At 41.6% G+C, this 18,546-nt stretch carries 15 protein-coding genes; 1 reads left to right on the top strand and 14 read right to left on the bottom strand.

Annotated elements, in window-relative coordinates; translation table 11 throughout:
- Positions 1-4 precede the first annotated feature (4 nt).
- The 8 genes from QNM16_RS09445 to QNM16_RS09480 form a co-directional block, all read right to left on the bottom strand.
- The gene (locus QNM16_RS09445; protein ID WP_284020251.1) at positions 5-661 is read right to left on the bottom strand and encodes a FlgO family outer membrane protein; all 657 of its coding nucleotides are present in this window, start codon (positions 659-661) and stop codon (positions 5-7) included.
- 11 nt (positions 662-672) lie between these two features.
- Positions 673-1,263, bottom strand: coding sequence for a FlgO family outer membrane protein (locus QNM16_RS09450; RefSeq protein ID WP_284020252.1), 591 nt, complete (start codon positions 1,261-1,263; stop codon positions 673-675).
- A gap of 127 nt (positions 1,264-1,390) precedes the next feature.
- Entirely contained in the window at positions 1,391-4,147 is a 2,757-nt protein-coding gene (locus tag QNM16_RS09455) for a SpaA isopeptide-forming pilin-related protein (protein WP_284020253.1), read from the bottom strand.
- A 160-nt stretch (positions 4,148-4,307) separates the two neighbouring features.
- A complete protein-coding gene (locus QNM16_RS09460; RefSeq protein ID WP_284020254.1) occupies positions 4,308-5,117 on the bottom strand; it encodes a fimbrial biogenesis chaperone in 810 nt (269 codons plus the stop codon).
- Positions 5,118-5,126: 9 nt separating this feature from the next.
- Positions 5,127-5,552, bottom strand: a complete 426-nt coding sequence (locus QNM16_RS09465) for a DUF4402 domain-containing protein (RefSeq protein WP_284020255.1) — start codon at positions 5,550-5,552, stop codon at positions 5,127-5,129.
- Between the two features lie 76 nt (positions 5,553-5,628).
- Complete coding sequence (locus QNM16_RS09470) at positions 5,629-6,225, bottom strand: DUF4402 domain-containing protein (protein WP_284020256.1); 597 nt, start codon at positions 6,223-6,225, stop codon at positions 5,629-5,631.
- A gap of 147 nt (positions 6,226-6,372) precedes the next feature.
- The gene (locus tag QNM16_RS09475; RefSeq protein ID WP_284020257.1) at positions 6,373-6,966 is read right to left on the bottom strand and encodes a hypothetical protein; all 594 of its coding nucleotides are present in this window, start codon (positions 6,964-6,966) and stop codon (positions 6,373-6,375) included.
- A gap of 270 nt (positions 6,967-7,236) precedes the next feature.
- Positions 7,237-8,088, bottom strand: a complete 852-nt coding sequence (locus QNM16_RS09480) for a thymidylate synthase (RefSeq protein ID WP_284020258.1) — start codon at positions 8,086-8,088, stop codon at positions 7,237-7,239.
- Positions 8,089-8,317: 229 nt separating this feature from the next.
- Between QNM16_RS09480 and QNM16_RS09485 the strand changes: the two genes are divergently transcribed.
- Positions 8,318-8,461, top strand: a complete 144-nt coding sequence (locus tag QNM16_RS09485; protein WP_284020259.1) for a hypothetical protein — start codon at positions 8,318-8,320, stop codon at positions 8,459-8,461.
- A 414-nt stretch (positions 8,462-8,875) separates the two neighbouring features.
- Here QNM16_RS09485 and QNM16_RS09490 read toward each other — a convergent pair whose 3' ends face one another.
- From QNM16_RS09490 to ptsP, 6 genes are all read right to left on the bottom strand, one after another.
- On the bottom strand, positions 8,876-12,016 hold the full coding sequence (locus QNM16_RS09490) for an efflux RND transporter permease subunit (protein WP_284020260.1): 3,141 nt from the start codon (positions 12,014-12,016) through the stop codon (positions 8,876-8,878).
- Between the two features lie 12 nt (positions 12,017-12,028).
- Entirely contained in the window at positions 12,029-13,753 is a 1,725-nt protein-coding gene (locus QNM16_RS09495) for an efflux RND transporter periplasmic adaptor subunit (protein WP_336620301.1), read from the bottom strand.
- Between the two features lie 94 nt (positions 13,754-13,847).
- Positions 13,848-14,336, bottom strand: a complete 489-nt coding sequence (locus tag QNM16_RS09500; protein WP_284020262.1) for a DUF411 domain-containing protein — start codon at positions 14,334-14,336, stop codon at positions 13,848-13,850.
- A gap of 139 nt (positions 14,337-14,475) precedes the next feature.
- Positions 14,476-14,904, bottom strand: coding sequence for a hypothetical protein (locus QNM16_RS09505; protein ID WP_284020263.1), 429 nt, complete (start codon positions 14,902-14,904; stop codon positions 14,476-14,478).
- A gap of 96 nt (positions 14,905-15,000) precedes the next feature.
- Positions 15,001-15,795: a prolipoprotein diacylglyceryl transferase gene (gene lgt, locus QNM16_RS09510; protein WP_284020264.1), complete on the bottom strand. Its 795-nt coding sequence runs from the start codon at positions 15,793-15,795 to the stop codon at positions 15,001-15,003.
- 460 nt (positions 15,796-16,255) lie between these two features.
- Positions 16,256-18,541 carry a phosphoenolpyruvate--protein phosphotransferase gene (gene ptsP / locus QNM16_RS09515; protein WP_284020265.1) on the bottom strand — a complete coding sequence of 762 codons (2,286 nt, stop codon included), beginning with the start codon at positions 18,539-18,541 and terminating at the stop codon, positions 16,256-16,258.
- Positions 18,542-18,546 lie beyond the last annotated feature (5 nt).

Raw genomic sequence — 18,546 nt, forward strand, 5'->3', positions numbered from 1 at the left:
GCCACTACCTACTTGCTCTCTCTAGCCGGATACCATCATGACCAATCCCATCACGAAGTGCGTTGACAACTGATTGAGGTAAAAAGCCCTGTGCAGTCCCTACTACAGCCTTGCTCTTCACACCAACAATACGCGCATTAACCAATACACCACCTTGATGGTTTGCCAGTGTCCCTGCCAGTACATAATTAAAAGTGTGCTCATCTGACAGTTCTAAAAAGTCTCGACTGAAGATGAAATCACCTTGTTTAGTCACGCGCATAAAGTCAGTAGTTTTAAAGTCAACAACTGGGACGCCAAAGTTATGCAGCTCATGAACAAAGCTCTCAGACAGTTGATTCCCTAGTAAAGAGCCATAATTATAGTCTTCATCAAGAAAAACAAAGGTCGCAACTGCAATAGGTGTTCTATCGTTTACATACCGCAAATTACCTATCATATCTTGCATTAGGTTTTGTACATAATGGGTCACATTGCGACTGGCCATTTGCTGAGATACAGTCATACCATGCATGCCGCCTGGGTGAACTTGAAACTGACTCTCAGAGCTTGCAAACGCGTTTTTATCCACCATTACCGCATTGCCCTGATACCGCTCACTGTCTGTATTCATACAGCCAAATAACATAGGCAACAAAAGTGATAACGCATACTTTTTCATATCTTTCTCCGTTAATATTGGCTGCGATGCAGTAAGCCATCGCGCATTTGCACTTGCTCTTCCCCCCAGAGTGTTTCTTTGGGTAGGCTTATTGATGCTGCAGATACGGTTTTACTGCTTACCATATCAATCAATCTCGCATGTATCGTAAAGGAATCAATACTTTCACTCACACTGCCAGTCAGGATCAGGTCAAATTTATGTCGCTCTTTAAGCTTATCGATGTCGCGACTCAAAATACTGTCGGCTTCTGTTGATAAATTAATCGATCTTTGTATACGAAATTCAACCACCTGCAAACCCATCTGCGTTAGATAAGTGATAAAACTTTCCTGTACTTGATTACTTAATCCTGCACCTTGGTTATTTAAAGTATCGGCACCTAATTCATTATCTTTAAAAAAGCTTGTTACTGCGACCGAAGCTCCGGGCTTTAGAGGCCGGCTATATTGACTTAGCTGCGTAGCCATCTCTCCCACATAACTGTGGAGACTACGTGCAGGAGGAGCTTTTTTTTCAACCTTCTCTGGCTTTGGTTGTAGCCAGGAACTTGAACTGCAACCAGCTAACAAGAACATAAACACCAAGATTAGAAATCGCATTTTGACATACCTCTAAGTTACCGATCTGTATCTATGCAAAAATCGAACCAGTCTACATAAAAATCTAAGATATGTACTTTAAATTTAGGGGATTGTATTTACTGTAGTTTTTCTAAGGAACCCATGCTTAATGAAGCTTTGGCATTGGTGCGCTGTAACATTTAATTCCGATCGCTGTAAATTTTAGGCAAGTACTTGCCGCTACTTGAACATCCTCGGAATAATGATAGCCAAGTAAATATTTTCTTCGTTTCTTATCTTGCACATAGAACGGCTTAGCCGAAAATAGTTGAGGAAACCTTCGTGTTAAAATAGAGACATAGGCTTTAAGCACTTTTAACGAATTAAACTCTCCCCCGGCTGCAAAATATCCACTTAAAGGTTCTGCTGTTTCTACCACTAAATCAACTTCAAGTAACACATCACCTTGGTTTGAAAGAACGACTTCAACCTTTTTAGCTTGAATAACGTTACTTGCTGACTGTTTTTTTACCCTTGCTTGATAGTAGCCTGGACGTATATCACTAAATACATAATACCCATCATATGCCGATTTAACTGTCGCAACCACCTTATGCTCTTTATCAACTAACTCAATTTCAGCATAAGCTAGCGGTGTTTCATGACCATCAGCATCTTTTTTGAATACCATCCCCTCCAATTCACCAGCATGGACAACTGGATACTCTAAATAAGCAATAAAGCCTTTTCGAGGTGTAATAGAGCGGCCGTCATGAGCAGAGATATAAAAAGGATCGGGAAGAGAGTCTTCATCAAGAACAATATCTGTTTGGCGATTTAATGGCATATTGCCCAATAATGCTGTGCCATTATCATCTGTAAAAGCTTGTGCAAAGCTATGAACAGATTTAATTCTTACCCCTTCTAAAACGACGTCATTACCATCAAATATCGCATTATTATTTTGGTCTAGAAAAACCTTAACCAGTACAGAGCCAGAACTCGCAAGACGCCTATCAGTAATAAAAAACTCATTGCTATAACTTTCATAACCCAAACTAAACTGACTTGTTAAGCCAACTTGCCAATCATCGTTTTGAAAGTAGCTAAATTGTCCAGTTAACCTGAATTTATCATTATGCCAATTAAGGTTTGCACCAACTTCATAGCCATCATTAATGAGAGATTTGACGTAGTTAAACTCTATATCAAGCTGCTCATCGAGCACCCTATTCAATTGTACTTGATAGTCAGTGAGCCTGCGTCTAGGGTGTAACTGATACCCGAAACCGATACGACTATAAGCACCATAAAGTCGCCCTTGCCATCGCGCGGTTCCTTTTACATCATGGCCTTGCTGCCCATCAGCCTGAATATAATCCAACTGATGGCTAAAAGTACCTAGCTGAGTCGCCAAAGATAGTAAGTTAGAAGCTAAAAAGTCTGTATCAGCAAAGTCCTTTCGCCAGTTCAATGTATTTTGATAATTTAGACGCAAATGGTTATGGTTATATATATTTCCAGCTGCTCGAAAAGCAAATTCTTGAATACGCTGTTGATGTGAACCAGTTGCATCCCTGCTTGTTTTATTGTCTGTAAAAACGGCACTTAGAGCTTGCTGATAGAGCTGTGTTCTAGCTTGAAGCAATAGATATTGCGCTCCTTGTTCATCGCGACTAAAGTCGAAGTTTAATATGCCTTTGCTCCACATATCAAACCCCAAGCCTGCGCTGAGCTGATAGGTATTTTTTTGCCCTTCCAACCCTAAACGTATGCCGCTATATACCGATATATCATCACTGAGTCCATGGTCGTACCGGCTCAGTATATTCCACCCTGATACACTTGAGACACCAGCAGTTTCATCTAATATTGTTTTACCTGATTCAACAATTGATGTATCAAAGTACCCTTCGCCTTTTGCAAGGTTTCCTCCTCCCACGTAATAGGAACGATGATCATGTCGTACTTGACCTTGTGGTCCATACATGACCAATTCAAACTCATTACTACCAAAATAAAGCTCAATAAGCTCAAAATCATACAACCCAGATTGTACATTTAATCTTTGGTCAATCATGATGCCATTGTGGTACAACTCAACATCCCAACCGACTTGTATCGCTCCGCTGATCCTAACCGTTTGCGTATCTATCTGCTTGTAGAGCGGTCGGTCACTCAATCGAACCCCACGTGAATATGAAGCTCGATAGTGGCCGCCTATACGAGTCTCTAATACATCACCAACTTCGAATTGAGTTGCCTTAACAGAACCAATATACACACCTTCTTCCTCCTCCCGAGTCAAATTTAAGCGACTTTCACCAAGAAGATCTCCTGAACGACCACTGAGAAAATAATTAGCATTCCAAAAGGCTACATCTTGACTTCCAAGTAGAGAAATCGATGCATCACTTTTATTATTGTTTGTTGTAACCAAAGAAGTTTGAATATCTACAAGAGGTGGGCTCCATACTTGATAGGGCGTCTCTTTCCATGGCAAAACAGGCTGTTGTGTGGATAAGCTAGGAGCAAAGTAACGGCTTTTCCTAGCAAGGCGCTTCTCAATCGGCAACGATTGCTCACTGCTAATCAAAATTTTCAGATCTTGATAATCTATACCGAATTGCAATCCAAACCATTCAGCAAGCAATGATGCTTCAACATATAGCTCACCATTGCGCTCTAAAAGGTCCCGTAAATTGAGATTAGCTACTCGCTCAGACACATAAACCTTGCGCTGTGCTAAATCTAGCTCGAAATGCTGAGCTTCATCAATATACCATCCCGTATATCGCTGCCCTCTCTCATCTGCAACGATGGCAAAATCTAATGCCGAGAAAATACTTTGCAATTCGAGCACAACGCCTTGGTCACTCTTCACTGCAAATACTTCAGAGATATAATGGTCTTTAATGTACACCGAGAAAAAGAGCTCTTCCCCACTTTTGATGCGGCCCTCCCCATAACTGCTTACTCGCTCAACCTGGGTTTGAACATAATCTAGGTTAGCGAAACAAATAGCAGGAGCCGCAAAACAGAGCCCTAATAATGCACTTATATAGAGTCTAACGATCACTTATTCACTGAGAGGTGATATCAAACGTGCGCTGCGAAAAAGCGTGATCGCGAAATTCAGCTTGCCCAGTATAAGTGACCCTAAGCTGACCCTTACCTGTAATAACCTTTTCGGATAAAATATTAAGTTCTACCTGCGCCTGAGACACCTCAGGATAAATAGCATAGTTGTTAGCGGTTGCTACGTTAAGCCACTGCTTAGCGCCTTCTGGCTTCCAATCTGCTCGCAACTTGCCAAAAGCACTTGCGGCTCCCTTTCTGAACATATCGACTGTGATGACTGGTTTGCCACTTAAATTTTTCGACAACTCAACGGCAGTAATTTTAACTTCAGGTGGTGATACGTTTTTTCGATAAATAACAGGGATGCTGTAGCTTAAAATCATATTTAAACTAACCCCTATTGCTTCAGACTGGCTTTGTTTTTCTGTAGGCAAAGCTTGGAATAGTAAGTGAGAGCGATACTCTCCATCATCCATGCCTTGCTTGCGACGTAATGCCAATTTAACCACTTGGCGCTCACCTGCCTCTAGATGAACTTGCCTAGGAGTCACCCTCATTAAGTGACTAAGTTTCCATGGTCCCACTTGATTAGGAAGAAGATCAAGATAGCCACCAGCTGGCAAAGCCTGTTTTTCCTTCCAGCCTAAACGATACGTTTTTGCTTCACTACCATTGTTGATTAAAAACACTTTTGCAGTACGTTGACGCTCATCAAATATCACCCGTGTTGGAGATATCATCAATGATGCTTGAGTAACTTGACTGAAGAGTAATATGGCCAATGGGCCGATTGTTAAAAAATACTTTTTCATATAAATAGCTTAGTAATTTACTTCAATATCAACCCACACTTGGTAAACCCCGTCAGGATATTGAAAAGGTTGAGCATTTATCTCTATTGTTCCCCCAACTTTCAATGACGCATTACCTTGTGTATCACTAAATACACGATCTACGTGCTCCAATTTAACTAGGCTTATCCCTTGCACAGCTAAGTTACTGTGAGAAAGTTTTGACGTTACGATATTGGTAGACACTGAAACGTTTTGTAATACGGGCAAAGAAGAGATTATTAATTCAGCAGCCTGTCCCCCAGATACCAAGTGTACTGGACCACTTGTCACATTTCGTCCATTAACACCAATTTGAACACGGCTGATGTTGGTATGATCAGAAATAAGAATAGTCCCAAAATCCAAAGGCGTGATAACCTCAATGCGCGCGCTAACCAAGTTACTAACAATCATGAGTAAGCAACTTATAAAAACGCCTAGATACCCTTTTTGGCACGCCTTCTTCAAATGAGTATTCAGTATCAAAACACTAGTAGCTCAATTCCAGCGTAAAAGTACCAACATAAGCACCATCTAAATAATTGGCTGCATTACCAGTTGTTGTTGATAAAGTTGCTCCCACATTGAAAACAGCCTCACCATTTGCATCTACTTGGATCTGCTTACCAACAACAGGTGAAGAGCTTGACGCACCTGTTTCAATATAATAAGTAAATGATCCAAGGGTAAACCCTGCTGCTCCTGTACCACTACCAACAGACAATGAGACATCTGTCTCAACCGGATCCGTAATAGATAAGCTCGCGAACGGTACGACTCCTGATATTTTAAATTGTGCAGGGCTGCCAGCAGACAAAATCGCAATTTCGGCATTACTGACATTGGTAGAAGCTACCGTAGGTGACTGAGTCGAATCAGCAGGAATAGTTAAAGTCGCAGTATCTGTACCAGTATTATCCGCAACAGCGCGAATTGTGCCAAAATCTAAATCTTGATTTTTAACCAACTCAAATGCATTTTTTACCGTAACTTTTGCATCAAAAGTCGCTTTTTGCGCGGCCACAGAATAAAGCGGTAACCCAGTAAAAATGGCAAATACGGCCAGATGATTTAAACTCTTTTTCATACTCTTATCCTTTAAAGGCCCTACTAAAAACAAGTAGTGGCGTTTTATATTTGTTGCTAGCGCATTGCAAGAGCTATTACTCTAAAAAATACAAAAAGCTTTGTTGATTGACACTCGCCAATGTACCCAATAAGAATACATTTATATCTAATTTTTCAACTCAGAGCAACGCTTTGTAACATTGGACATCACTTTACAAAAAACCGTAACCTCTTCTGCGGAAGTAAAACCATTGGCTGTTACATAAAATAAGTTTCTGTTTGGTTCGGGCTCAGAAATACTCGCGATAATACGATTAAATACAAGAGGGTAACTTTGTCGAACTATATCGATTCGATCTTGTATAACTTGTACTTGAGACGTCGCATTCTCCTGTCTCAAATGAATACCCAATAAAACGACTGGTATATCTAAACTCAGATCATTAATCACACTTGAGTGCACTACTGGATCGTCTGCTATAGCATTAGACGCATTCATCTTCATATTTAAATCATTTGAGTGTTTTACAACAGTTTGAGCTGGCTGTAAGTAGCTATGAACATCTCGCACTTCTGTTTGTGTAGAGAGTAACTCAAGCAATTGCGTTAAGTCCTCTTCCAAATCAGCCAACCTCTCAATACTGGCTTTGTTCTCTTTATATGAAGCTAGCATCGCTTTTTGCGCATATATTGCTTCTTGCTGGGCAACTTTTTCGTCTAGTGATAACGCCGAACTCGCACATCCAGTTAAATAAACCATTATAAAAATCGAAGCAAAAATTAGCGCTACGGACTTGAAAGGCATACAACTCATTCCACCTAAACGACAGCTACAAACATCACATACTAAAAAGCTAATGCATTAGACTGACTAAAAAAGACTAATTTGTCCAATAAAACGGATAAAAAGATGAGTTTAAGCTCAAAAAGTAGGCACATGTAAAGTGGGTAAGCAAGAAAAAATACCTATTATTAATTTAATAAGCAAAAAGAGGTGGCTACAGAGCCACCTCACAAAATCTATAAATTCTTAAACAGAAAACGGATATTGAATCGCATCATGGTGCTGATAATTAGTCACTTCAAAGTCATCCAAAGTAACCCAGGTTTCTAAGTCTTCAAACGTTTTGATATCAGGGTTAATGTGAAGCTCAGGTGATGTAAAAGGCGTGCGCTTTAGCTGCACATCACGCATCAATTCTAGTTGATCTTCATAAATATGCGCATTCACAATTTTATGAAACGCTTTGCCTGCTTCAAGCCCTGTGATCTGCGCAACTAGCTTTAGTAAGGTAAAAACTTGTATTGCGTTAAAATTACCACCCAATGGCACATCTTGACTTCGCTGGTAGCTATTCAAATATAGTACACCATCTAAAATTGAAAACTGATGCTGGAACATACATGGACGCAAACACCCTAAATGAAATGATCCAGGGTGATAAAAAGTGATAATTTCGCCACGATTATCGATGCCCTTTGAAAGGTCTTCGATCACTTGTTTGATTAAATCAACACTACCACCATCTGGCTTAGGGAAATTTCTAGCCACTGCACCATAAACAAACCCCATATCATCTTCACCTTTGCGATTTGGGTTCTTTAGCCAGTCTTGGTTTTCATTTGCATTGGCGTTCCAAGTATTACAGCCTATCTCTCTAAATTGAGCCGCGCTGTCATAACCACGCAAATACCCAAGCAGTTCAGCAATTGCAGCTTTCCAGAAGCTCTTTCGAGTTGTATCGAGTGGAAACTCATTTTTATCGACGTGATAGGTTAAATCAGCATTGATTACCGTAAGGCATCTTTTTCCTGTTCTTTTGTTCTCAACCCATTTTCCCTCATCAACAATGCGCTGACATAAGTCTAAATATTGGCTCATTACCTAACCCTATCACTATTCTAAATTCAACTGTGGCTTATCATACACTGCATATTAAAGCTAAACCATCACTGTAGGGATGATATTGAACAGGTATTTAAACAGAAGCTCTTGGAGAATTCCCATAAACTCTAAATGCATTAGAGTCAACTATTCATTATTTACTTTACCGTTCAATTATTGCTAGATTAATCATGATTTAGTTGAAAAATAATAAATAAGGAAAATCATGAAACTAACAATTAAGAAAAACTCACTCAAGAAATTATCTAACAGCAAAGTCTTACAGCCTAAGTTAACAAACTTAGTTGCTGGTGGAGAACCTGATTTGTGCCCTACTGACGGTCAAAATGCGTGTTTCCAACTACAATAAGTAGCCTTGATTAATAAATTACCGAAAAAGACGAAGTTGACTGATTTTTGAACTTTTCTAATATCAATACAGCTGTTAACGCAAGAAAAAACCAAATAAATAAAGAAGGACTTATGAAAAAACAACTCACTTTAGCAGAAATAAAAACAGTCGCTGGTGGTCGTGGTGGCGGTATGGTTGTCCCAATGCCAAAACCGGTGGAAGATTAATTAACAGCACCTAGTTCTAAAGACTTCCTAGGTTGCGCTACGCTTAGCGCAACCGACTAATGTAAAATCTCTCGAAAGGTCTAACTAACCCTCTTTGATTAATACCAAAAATGCAAAGGCACTTTAGAGCACATTAAGCCATACTTCAAAGTGCTATGACACTGCTTTTTACACAATGCCTCCAGATCCATAATAGATGAACGCTTTATTCAAATGCTCTATTAAACTGCTCTAGCTCTTTTCGTTTCAATAGACTATAAATTGCAGGTAACACAATCAATGTCAGCACCACAGCACTGGTCATGCCACCAACCAAAGGCGCTGCGATTCGGCTCATCACTTCAGAGCCTGCACCAGTACCGTATAAAATCGGTAGCAACCCGACAATAATGGTCGTCACGGTCATCATAACGGGCCTCACTCTGAGACCAGCGCCATGAAGTAGAGCATTTTGATACTCTTCTCGCGAAATTGAAGCGCCTGTCTGCGAAGCGCGCTCTTTGAGAGAGTGGAGTGCTTGGTTTAAATATACCAGCATTATTACCCCTATTTCTACCGCTACACCTGCTAGTGCAATAAACCCAACGCCAACAGCCACAGAAAAGTTAAACCCTTCAAAGTACATCAGCCATATCCCTCCAATCATGGCCATTGGCAGTGTCACCATAATCATCAAAACTTCAGTCATGGCTCTGAAATTCAGATATAGCAAAATGACAATGATTGCCAACGTTAATGGCAATACATAAGATAATTTCTCTTCTGCCCTTTGCATATATTCATATTGACCAGCCCAAGTGAGGGAATAACCGGTTGGTAAATCTAACTCTCGCTCTAAAAAAGCGCGTGCATTGTTCACATAAGAACCGATATCAACACCTTCGATATCAATGTAAGTCCAGCCATTGAGCCTCGCATTTTCACTTTTGATGCTAGCCGGTCCCGTATCAATATAAATACGAGCCACATCTCCCAGGGTGATTTGAGCGCCTGAAGGTGTCACTATAAGCAACTTGGCTAATGACTCTGGGGAGTCTCTATAGTCCTGAGGGTAGCGAATATTCACTGGATATCGCTCTTGACCCTCTATAGTTTGGGTGACAGTTGCTCCACCTATGGCGCTAGCCACTACCTGCTGAATATCAGAAATATTGAGCCCAAAGCGGCTGGCCTGAATGCGAGAAATGTCCACTTTAATATAACGGCCTCCAGCAACACGCTCAGAGTAAACGGAAGCAGTTCCCTCTAATGCGGGTAAAATTGCTTCAATTTGCTGGCCGATCTCTTGAATGACGTCCAAGTCAGGGCCTGCGACCTTTATACCCACAGGCGTTTTGATCCCAGTTGCTAACATATCTATGCGCGTTTTTATCGGCATGACCCAAGCATTCGTTAAGCCAGGGAATTTAACCAAGCTATCCAATTCCGCCTTTAAGCTTTCTGTTGTAACCCCCTCTCGCCATTGGGACTTTGGTTTTAATTGAATGAAGGTCTCAATCATAGTCAATGGTGCAGGATCAGTTGCCGTTTCTGCACGTCCCACCTTGCCAAATACATTGTTAACCTCAGGCACTGTGCGAATTAGCTTATCAGTTTGCTGCAAAAGCTCACGAGCTTTGGCAATAGAAATGCCGGGGTACGTAGTCGGCATGTACATCAAGTCGCCTTCATCCAGTGGCGGCATAAATTCACTTCCAATCTTATTAACCGGATAAAAGCCAGCAACCGTAATGAGCAAAGCCGATATAATCGTGATTTTAGGAAAGCGCATTACTTGCTTTAATACAGGCATATACACTGCCGTTAAGACTCGGTTTAACGGGTTTCTCTTCTCGGATATCACCTTGCCACGAATAAAGTATCCCATCAATACAGGCACCAAAGTAATAGCTAAACCGGCGGATGCCGCCATGGCGTAAGTTTTAGTGTAAGCAAGAGGTTCAAACATCCTGCCTTCTTGCGCTTCTAAAATAAACACAGGTAAAAATGATACAGTGATGATAAGAAGGCTAAAAAATAATGCAGGCCCGACTTCACAAGCGGCTTTAGTCACAATTTCCCAGCGATTTTCATCCGTCAGCGGCGTTTTTTCCATATGCTTGTGCATATTTTCAATCATCACAATCGCCCCATCTGTCATCGCGCCAATGGCTATCGCAATGCCGCCTAATGACATGATATTGGCGTTTATTCCCTGTAAGTGCATGATGATGAATGAGGCCAAAATGCCAAGCGGCAATGAAACGACAGCCACCACCGAAGACCTCAAGTGAAATAAAAACACAACACAGATCACAGCCACCACTAGCAGCTCTTCAGCTAACTTCTGCCATAAGTTATCCACCGCGGCTTCGATTAACTGAGCGCGGTCATATACAGGTACAACCTCAACGCCTTCAGGTAAAGATCCCTTCAAAGAAGCAAGCTTTTCCTTTACTCCTTCAATGGTTGCCTGTGCATTTTCACCGGAGCGCATCACCACAATCCCGCCGACCACTTCTCCCTCGCCGTTAAGTTCAGCAATACCACGGCGCATTTTCGGTCCCAAACGCACATCAGCCACATTTGCAATGGTCAAAGGCACACCATTTTCACTCACCCCAAGCGGGATCTGGGCAATATCAGAAAGCTGATCTATGTAACCTGTCGCTGTTACCATATATTCAGCTTCAGCCATTTCTATTACAGAGGCGCCCATTTCTTGATTGCCTTGCTTCAAAGCAATTTCAATCAAGCTTAAAGGAATGCCATAAGCTCTGAGTTTGTCAGGGTCAACTTCCACTTGATACTGTTTAACCATGCCCCCAACAGTAGCCACTTCTGACACGCCGGATACCGTCTGTAATTCATACTTTAAAAACCAATCTTGAATACTTCGTAGCTGACTCAGGTCATGGCGACCCGTTTTATCTGTCAATGCATAGATATAAATCCAACCTACCCCAGTCGCGTCCGGTCCAAGCTGCGGCTTTGCAGAACTAGGTAAGTCACTGGCAGCCTGATTCAAATACTCAAGCACGCGGCTGCGTGCCCAGTACATATCTGTATCATCCTCAAAAATAATGTAGACATAAGAGTCACCAAAAAATGAAAAACCGCGCACCGTTTTTGCGCCAGGCACTGACAGCATAGCGGTACTCAATGGAAAAGTGACTTGATCTTGCACCACTTGTGGCGCTTGCCCCGGGTAGCTTGTTTTTATAATCACCTGTACATCCGATAAATCGGGAATGGCATCCACTGGCGTTTGCTTTAATGAATACAAGCCGCCAAAAGTTAAAATAACCGTCAGCAATAGTACCAAAAACCGATTGCTCACCGACCACTTGATAATTGATTCAATCACATCAAACTCCTATCAATGGCCAGTATGAGCATCATGCTCACCGCTGTTAACGCCTTTTATGTCAACGATGACTAAATCGTCTCTGACCTCAAAAGTAAACGTAATTTCCTGAGCAACTTTAAAATCTGCAAGTGGCAGTGATTCGTCCACCACAAAGTCCATAGTTGCAGCTGCTCTGTTCCACTTCTCAATTGCCTCACGACTGATGTTTACCGTGCGATCTCGGTGAGAAACATGATTAATTACGCCTTTAACAGTCGCCGTAGGGATTTGCGGCTCAGCCATAATATGTATTCCTGTCACCTGATAGCTACCTGATTCAAGCAGTGTCACCTCAAAGTGCAGTGTTTGACCCACTTTTAATGCATCGAGATCAACCTCTTGCCCAACATCAAAATCCATCGTCATCTCTGGCCAATTCCATGCATCAACAGGCCCATGTGTCACATTTATCTGTCTGCTTTGCTCTGTTACGCTATGCACTTCCCCTTGCATCCATACTGATTTTGGTTTTTCATCAAACGTCATACGCTTAAAATCAGAGCTTTTACTCGACTCTGAATCAATCAAAAACTGAGCAGAAGTCACCACCGTCTCGTCTTCATTTAGCCCTGATATAATTTCAATATGCATTTCATCAATGCGGCCAATTTCAACTGCAACCGACTTAAATTGTCCCTCTCCCAACGCTAATACCACTCGATTTTGAGAGCCGGTTCTGATGACAGATTCTTTTGGTACCAAAAGTGTATTTTGAGTACTATCAGACTGTATCTGGACTCGAGCCAACATATTGGGCTTGAGGGCTTTATCAGTATTCGTAAATTTAAGCCGCACGCGTAAGGTGCGGTTTGAAGCATCCAAACTAGGGTATATATAATCAACCTGCCCTTGCCACGATCTACTCGGTAAATAATCTAACGTCATCACAACGGGCAGCCCGACTTTGATAAGACTTGCTTCACGCTCAAATACTTCAACCTCCACCCAAACATGGTCAAGCTGACCTATACTCATCATCGTCGTACCTGGCTGAACATAGTAGCCTTCACGAATTTTCAGATTTTTAACAACGCCTGATTGTGGTGTATAAAAGGTGACAGTTTGGCGGACTTGCTTGGTTTTTATCAACTGTTCAATAAAATCGGTCGACATTTTTAGTGCACGTAACCGCTTAGAGGCTGCCTCAATCAATTGTTGATCAGCTTGATTCAGTGCAACCAACATTTCTTTTTGTGCATTAACCAACTCAGGCGAGTATAAGTCGTAAAGGGCTTGCCCTTGCTCAACCTCATCACCTACAGCCTTCACATATAGATTGTCTACCCAGCCATCTACACGAGGGTGAATGTGCACTAATTTATGTTCATCATATTGCACATAGCCCACGGTATTAATATGTTGCTGCAATGCGCCTGATATCACTTTACCCGTTCTGACACCAAGATTATTGACAACATGAGGAGAGATTTTTACCACCCCAGGGCCAAACTTGTCCTCACCTTGAGACTCTTCATACACTGGAACAAGATCCATGCCCATTGGCGATTTACCTGGCTGGTCACGGCGATAATTCGCATCCATTGGCGCAACCCAGTAAAGCGGCTTTTTTTCATCAGCTCCGCCTTTTTGGGCATCGACCATAGTATGTTGACTATCACGCAATGTAACAACACCTGCGCCAATCACAATACCTACTGTCAGAGCCATTATTATTTTTACAACTGGCGTACTCATCATACTTTCCCCCAATCCATCTCTGGCATTACATCATCTGGCTGAAAATTATTGAATACACCAGCAGTCATTAATTGAACAATTAAAACCCGCATTAAAATTGCTCCTCATATTTACTAATTTCAGCAAATACTTGGCTACTGCCATCAGCCATCAACACCAACACTTGATATGGGTGAAAACGCTGACCGACTTCCATGCCTGGGGAGCCAAGTGGCATAGCTGGCACAGATAAACCGATCGCCCCTTTCACCGGTGTAGCTAAAAATTGCTTGATGAATTTCGCAGGTACATGGCCCTCAAATACATAACCACCGTCACTCACACCTGTATGGCAAGACTGATAACGCGGCTTAACGTTTAATTGACTTTTCACACCACCTAAATCCGGCAAATCATATACTTGATAGGTGATACCTTGTTGAGACAAATGACTTAACCATTTAACACAACACCCACATGTCGGCGTTTTGTATACCTTGAGCTGTGGCTGCTCAACAACTTCTTGTGCTTGAGCTAAATTGTGAAAGTTGCATATGGCAACGATGAATAACACATACGTGACAAACTTAAATTTAAACATTCTGGAACTCATTTTTATTTGAAAAATGCCATCGCTGGTGTTTCAAAAGTAATTGAAAATACTTTTTGCACTATAAAACGCAATACAGCGGGATGGCTGAATATTAAAAAGCTATTTTTTGGGCACAATAACCCTAGAGTTAGGCCAGAATGGGGGGCTTATAGACAGTGTTTATTAACTGATTTGGTGAACCTGTGTAGGCAGATAAAGGCTTTTCTGTTACCTGTTTAAACGTGGTAAATACGGAAGATTCACCCATAAAAAGAGAAAATGGCGCACATAAGCTGGTAGGACATGCACACTCTGTTTCACAGCAATCCATTTCATGGTGAGATGGCATAGAATGATTCATATTACTGTGCTGATGTTGATTATCAGAGGCATCATGACTAGGCAAATGCATAGACATCGTGGCTTTTGCCCCTGGCATATCGTGATCACAGATCATCTGAGCTTGTGCAATAGGTTGAAACACAGACATCACAAACACAATAGCAACGAGCAAAAGTTGCGCGGCACTGTATGTTTTTTTTGATGCGGATGAGTAATTCAAGTGTTTCAACTTCATTTAGCGTAATTGCTATTACTATAACGCTAAATTGACCATTAATAAATTGCTGTTTGTGTTTAGCGAAGCATCTTCTTCGCTAAACACCCTATTTAACTATGCTGTTTTTGTCGCTTCACGGCGGTGTGCCCACACCATCAAGCCAAGACCACCGATGATCATAGGTAGTGATAAGATTTGACCTTGAGAAATCACACCTGCATACAAACCAATATGCGCATCTGGTTCACGGAAGTATTCAATCGCAAACCTAAATGTACCATAACCCAATAAGAACAGGCCTGCGATGCTACCTGCAGGACGAGGCTGATTGCGATACCAGACTAAAATCAAAAACAACACTAGCCCTTCAAATAAGGCTTCATACAATTGAGACGGATGTCTTGGTATATTACCACCTGACGGGAATATAAACGCCCATGGGACATCCGTTTGACGACCCCAAAGCTCGCCATTTATAAAGTTGCCAATTCGACCGGCTAAAAGCCCGACAGGTACCATAGGCACAACAAAGTCTCCCACAGCCAAAGGTGATTTATTGGTGCGCCATGCAAAAATGAAAATTGCAGTTATTACACCTAATGCTCCACCATGGAAAGACATACCTCCTTCCCATACTTTAAATAGCATAAGCGGATCGGATAAAAAGGCAGAGAAATTATAAAACAACACATAACCAACGCGGCCACCTAAAATAACCCCCAGCATACCGTAAAAAAGCAGATCACTGACTTGGTCCTTGGTCCATCCCGAATTGGGCTTTTCCGCTTCTTTATTTGCCCACCACATTGCAAATGCAAAGCCTATTAAGTACATAAGGCCGTACCAACGGACACTTAAAGGCCCGACTGAAAAAATAATCGGATCGATTTCCGGAAACTGCAAAGCCATCGCTTTCCCTCATTAAAATAACGTTTTGCTTGTATTCTTACTCAAAATGAACACAAACACCTTTTTAATTGTTGCTACTGGTCAATTATGTGTGGCTTTCACACTCCATCATGTTCAAAGCCAAGAAGTCAGTACCATACCAAATAAATCAGTTAAGTAAACATACCTTAAAAGGCCCTTATTAAAAGTTAACTTTTCACTACGGGACATTTTAATAATAGTAAGCCACTAATCTCATCTATAAATTAACTCTTTTAGATTATCAATATCCCAAAGGTTGGTAATAGCAGGTGTCATATTTACTTTTAAATCGGTGCGAGAAATAGATATGTAAGTGGTCACTTCACTTAAATATCAGAGTCTTTAAAGAGGATATTGAGTTGAGCTTTGCGGTTGTCTAAAAATAATCCACTATACCTTGATAAGTCACAACCTGAGCGTGAATAACTATAACAACAAATTAGAGATTATCAGCTCCGCTTTGGGTATAAATAATTTCGCTTAGGCCTTGCTCAATAATAAAATCCCTTAAATAGCGATGTACTTGGATTGCACTCGACGCTTGCAAGCACTGTTCAAGCAATGCCTCCATATCCGTTACATGCAATCTTCTAAGAACCCATTTAACTTTGTTTAATGCTGATATATTCATGCTCAACTTGCGATATCCCATCGCGGTGAGCAAAATAGCACCTTCAGGCTCAGAGCCAAGCTCACCACACAGGCTAAACGGCAATTCCAATGCTTGGCACTCTTTTGCGATGCTATTTAACGCCCTTAACACGCTGGGGTGATAGGGCTCAAATAACTTAGCCACCCTTGAATTCGCTCTATCTACAGCCAATAAGTATTGGGTCAGGTCATTGCTACCAACAGAGCAAAAATCAACTTTATTAGCCCACTCAGGCAACAAAAAGATACTGGAAGGGACCTCTATCATGACCCCAACTTCGGGTTTATCTATTTGATAAAATTGATCTGCCCACTCCTCTTGTAGTTCAAAGTAAGCTTGTTCCAGCAATGCTAAAGCTTCATCGACTTCTTCTGTGTGGCTAATCATCGGCAACATAATCCGTAAGTTACCCAAACCAGCATTTGCCTTAATCATGGCTTTCAATTGATCTAGAAAAAGTTCTGGATGGTCTAGAGTAATACGGACGCCACGCCAGCCTAAAAATGGATTCTCTTCTTCAATATCGAAGTAATCTAAAACTTTATCACCACCAATATCCAATGTTCTCATCACAACAGGTTCTGGGTGATATGATGCCAGTACCTCTCTATAACATTGCTCCTGCTCAGCTTGAGATGGGAACTGTCCGCGCTGCATGAACCAAGACTCTGTACGATATAGACCCACACCATCACTAAATTTAGCGCTAACATGCTCTGTAGATAGATCAAGGCCTGCATTTAGCAATAAGCTGATCCGCTCACCGTCTAGAGTAATGGGAGGTAAGTCATGTTCAGCATCAAACTTATCATGCAGCTGGCTCTCTTTTTGCCGCAGTGCCTCATACTCTTTTTTCAATACTTTGGAAGGGGAAACATATACCTTGCCAGCGTAAGCATCCAGAATGATGTGTTTATCTTCAAATTGTAAGAGCGGTAGATTTTCGATACCCCAAATCGCAGGGATCCCCATTGCGCGAGTCAAAATCGAAGCATGAGAGTTCGCTGAGCCATGAACACTGACTACACCGACTAAGTTTTCCTTAGGGACTTGCGCTAGCATCGTTGGTGTCAAAGTTTCAGCTACTAGGACAGTTTGCTCATGGTAAGATTTTGATACGGACTCGGTGCTTACAAGGTGATGAAGTACCCGCAGCCCTAAATCTTTTACATCAACGGCGCGCTCTTTAATATAAGGATCTTGCATTGCTTCGAACTGTTGAACTAAATCTTCAATCACATGTTTCAATGCCGATTTAGCATCCCATCCAAGTTCCATTTCCTTTGTTACTTGCTGGCCTAGGCTACGTGCATCTAATAACTGTTGGTATACCTCAAATACGGCTAAAGCCTCTTTGGGTAGCGTTAAAGAGAGCCGACTGGCTAAAACATGAAACTCGTGACGCGTTGCCTCAACAGCCTGCTTAAACAGTTTTTTTTGCTCCGAGTGGTTATCACTCTGATTAGATTCAATACTTGAGAAGTCAAGTTTAGGAAGCACCACATAAGCTTTACCCAATGCAATGCCTGGTGTACTTGCAACGCCTTTTAATACCGATGTTTTATGATTATTGGCATCTTGTTTAAGCAATGTTTGCAGCTCAACGTGAGCGAGTTGTGAAGCGAGCTGCGCAGATAAAGTGATCAGAAAAGACTCTTCGTCGTTACTAAATTCTCGGGTATTTTTTTGTTGGACAACAATGACCCCTAAAACCTTACGCTGGTGGACCACTGGCACTGACAAAAAGGCATTGTACCCTTCTTCTTTCACTTCTGGAGAATGTTTAAAGCGGGGGTGAATTTGCGCTTGTGCAATGTTAATCGTTTCTTCACGCTGGGCAACAAGGCCAACTAAACCTTCGGTAAAACCAATACGAAATTTCCCCACCGCGTCGGGATTAAGGCCATCACTGGCCATTAGAACAAAATTATCTTGACTGTAATCTGCAAAATAAATAGAGCAGCAGTCTGTTTGCATTGCTTTTTTGACCATTGCAACGAAAAGGTTTAAAGCGTCACTTAAATTGTCCTGCTGAGAGACCGATTGAGCTATTGACCTTAACGTTGCTAGCACTTTGA

It is taken from the genome of Pseudoalteromonas umbrosa (assembly GCF_030125375.1).
Classification (GTDB): domain Bacteria; phylum Pseudomonadota; class Gammaproteobacteria; order Enterobacterales; family Alteromonadaceae; genus Pseudoalteromonas; species Pseudoalteromonas umbrosa.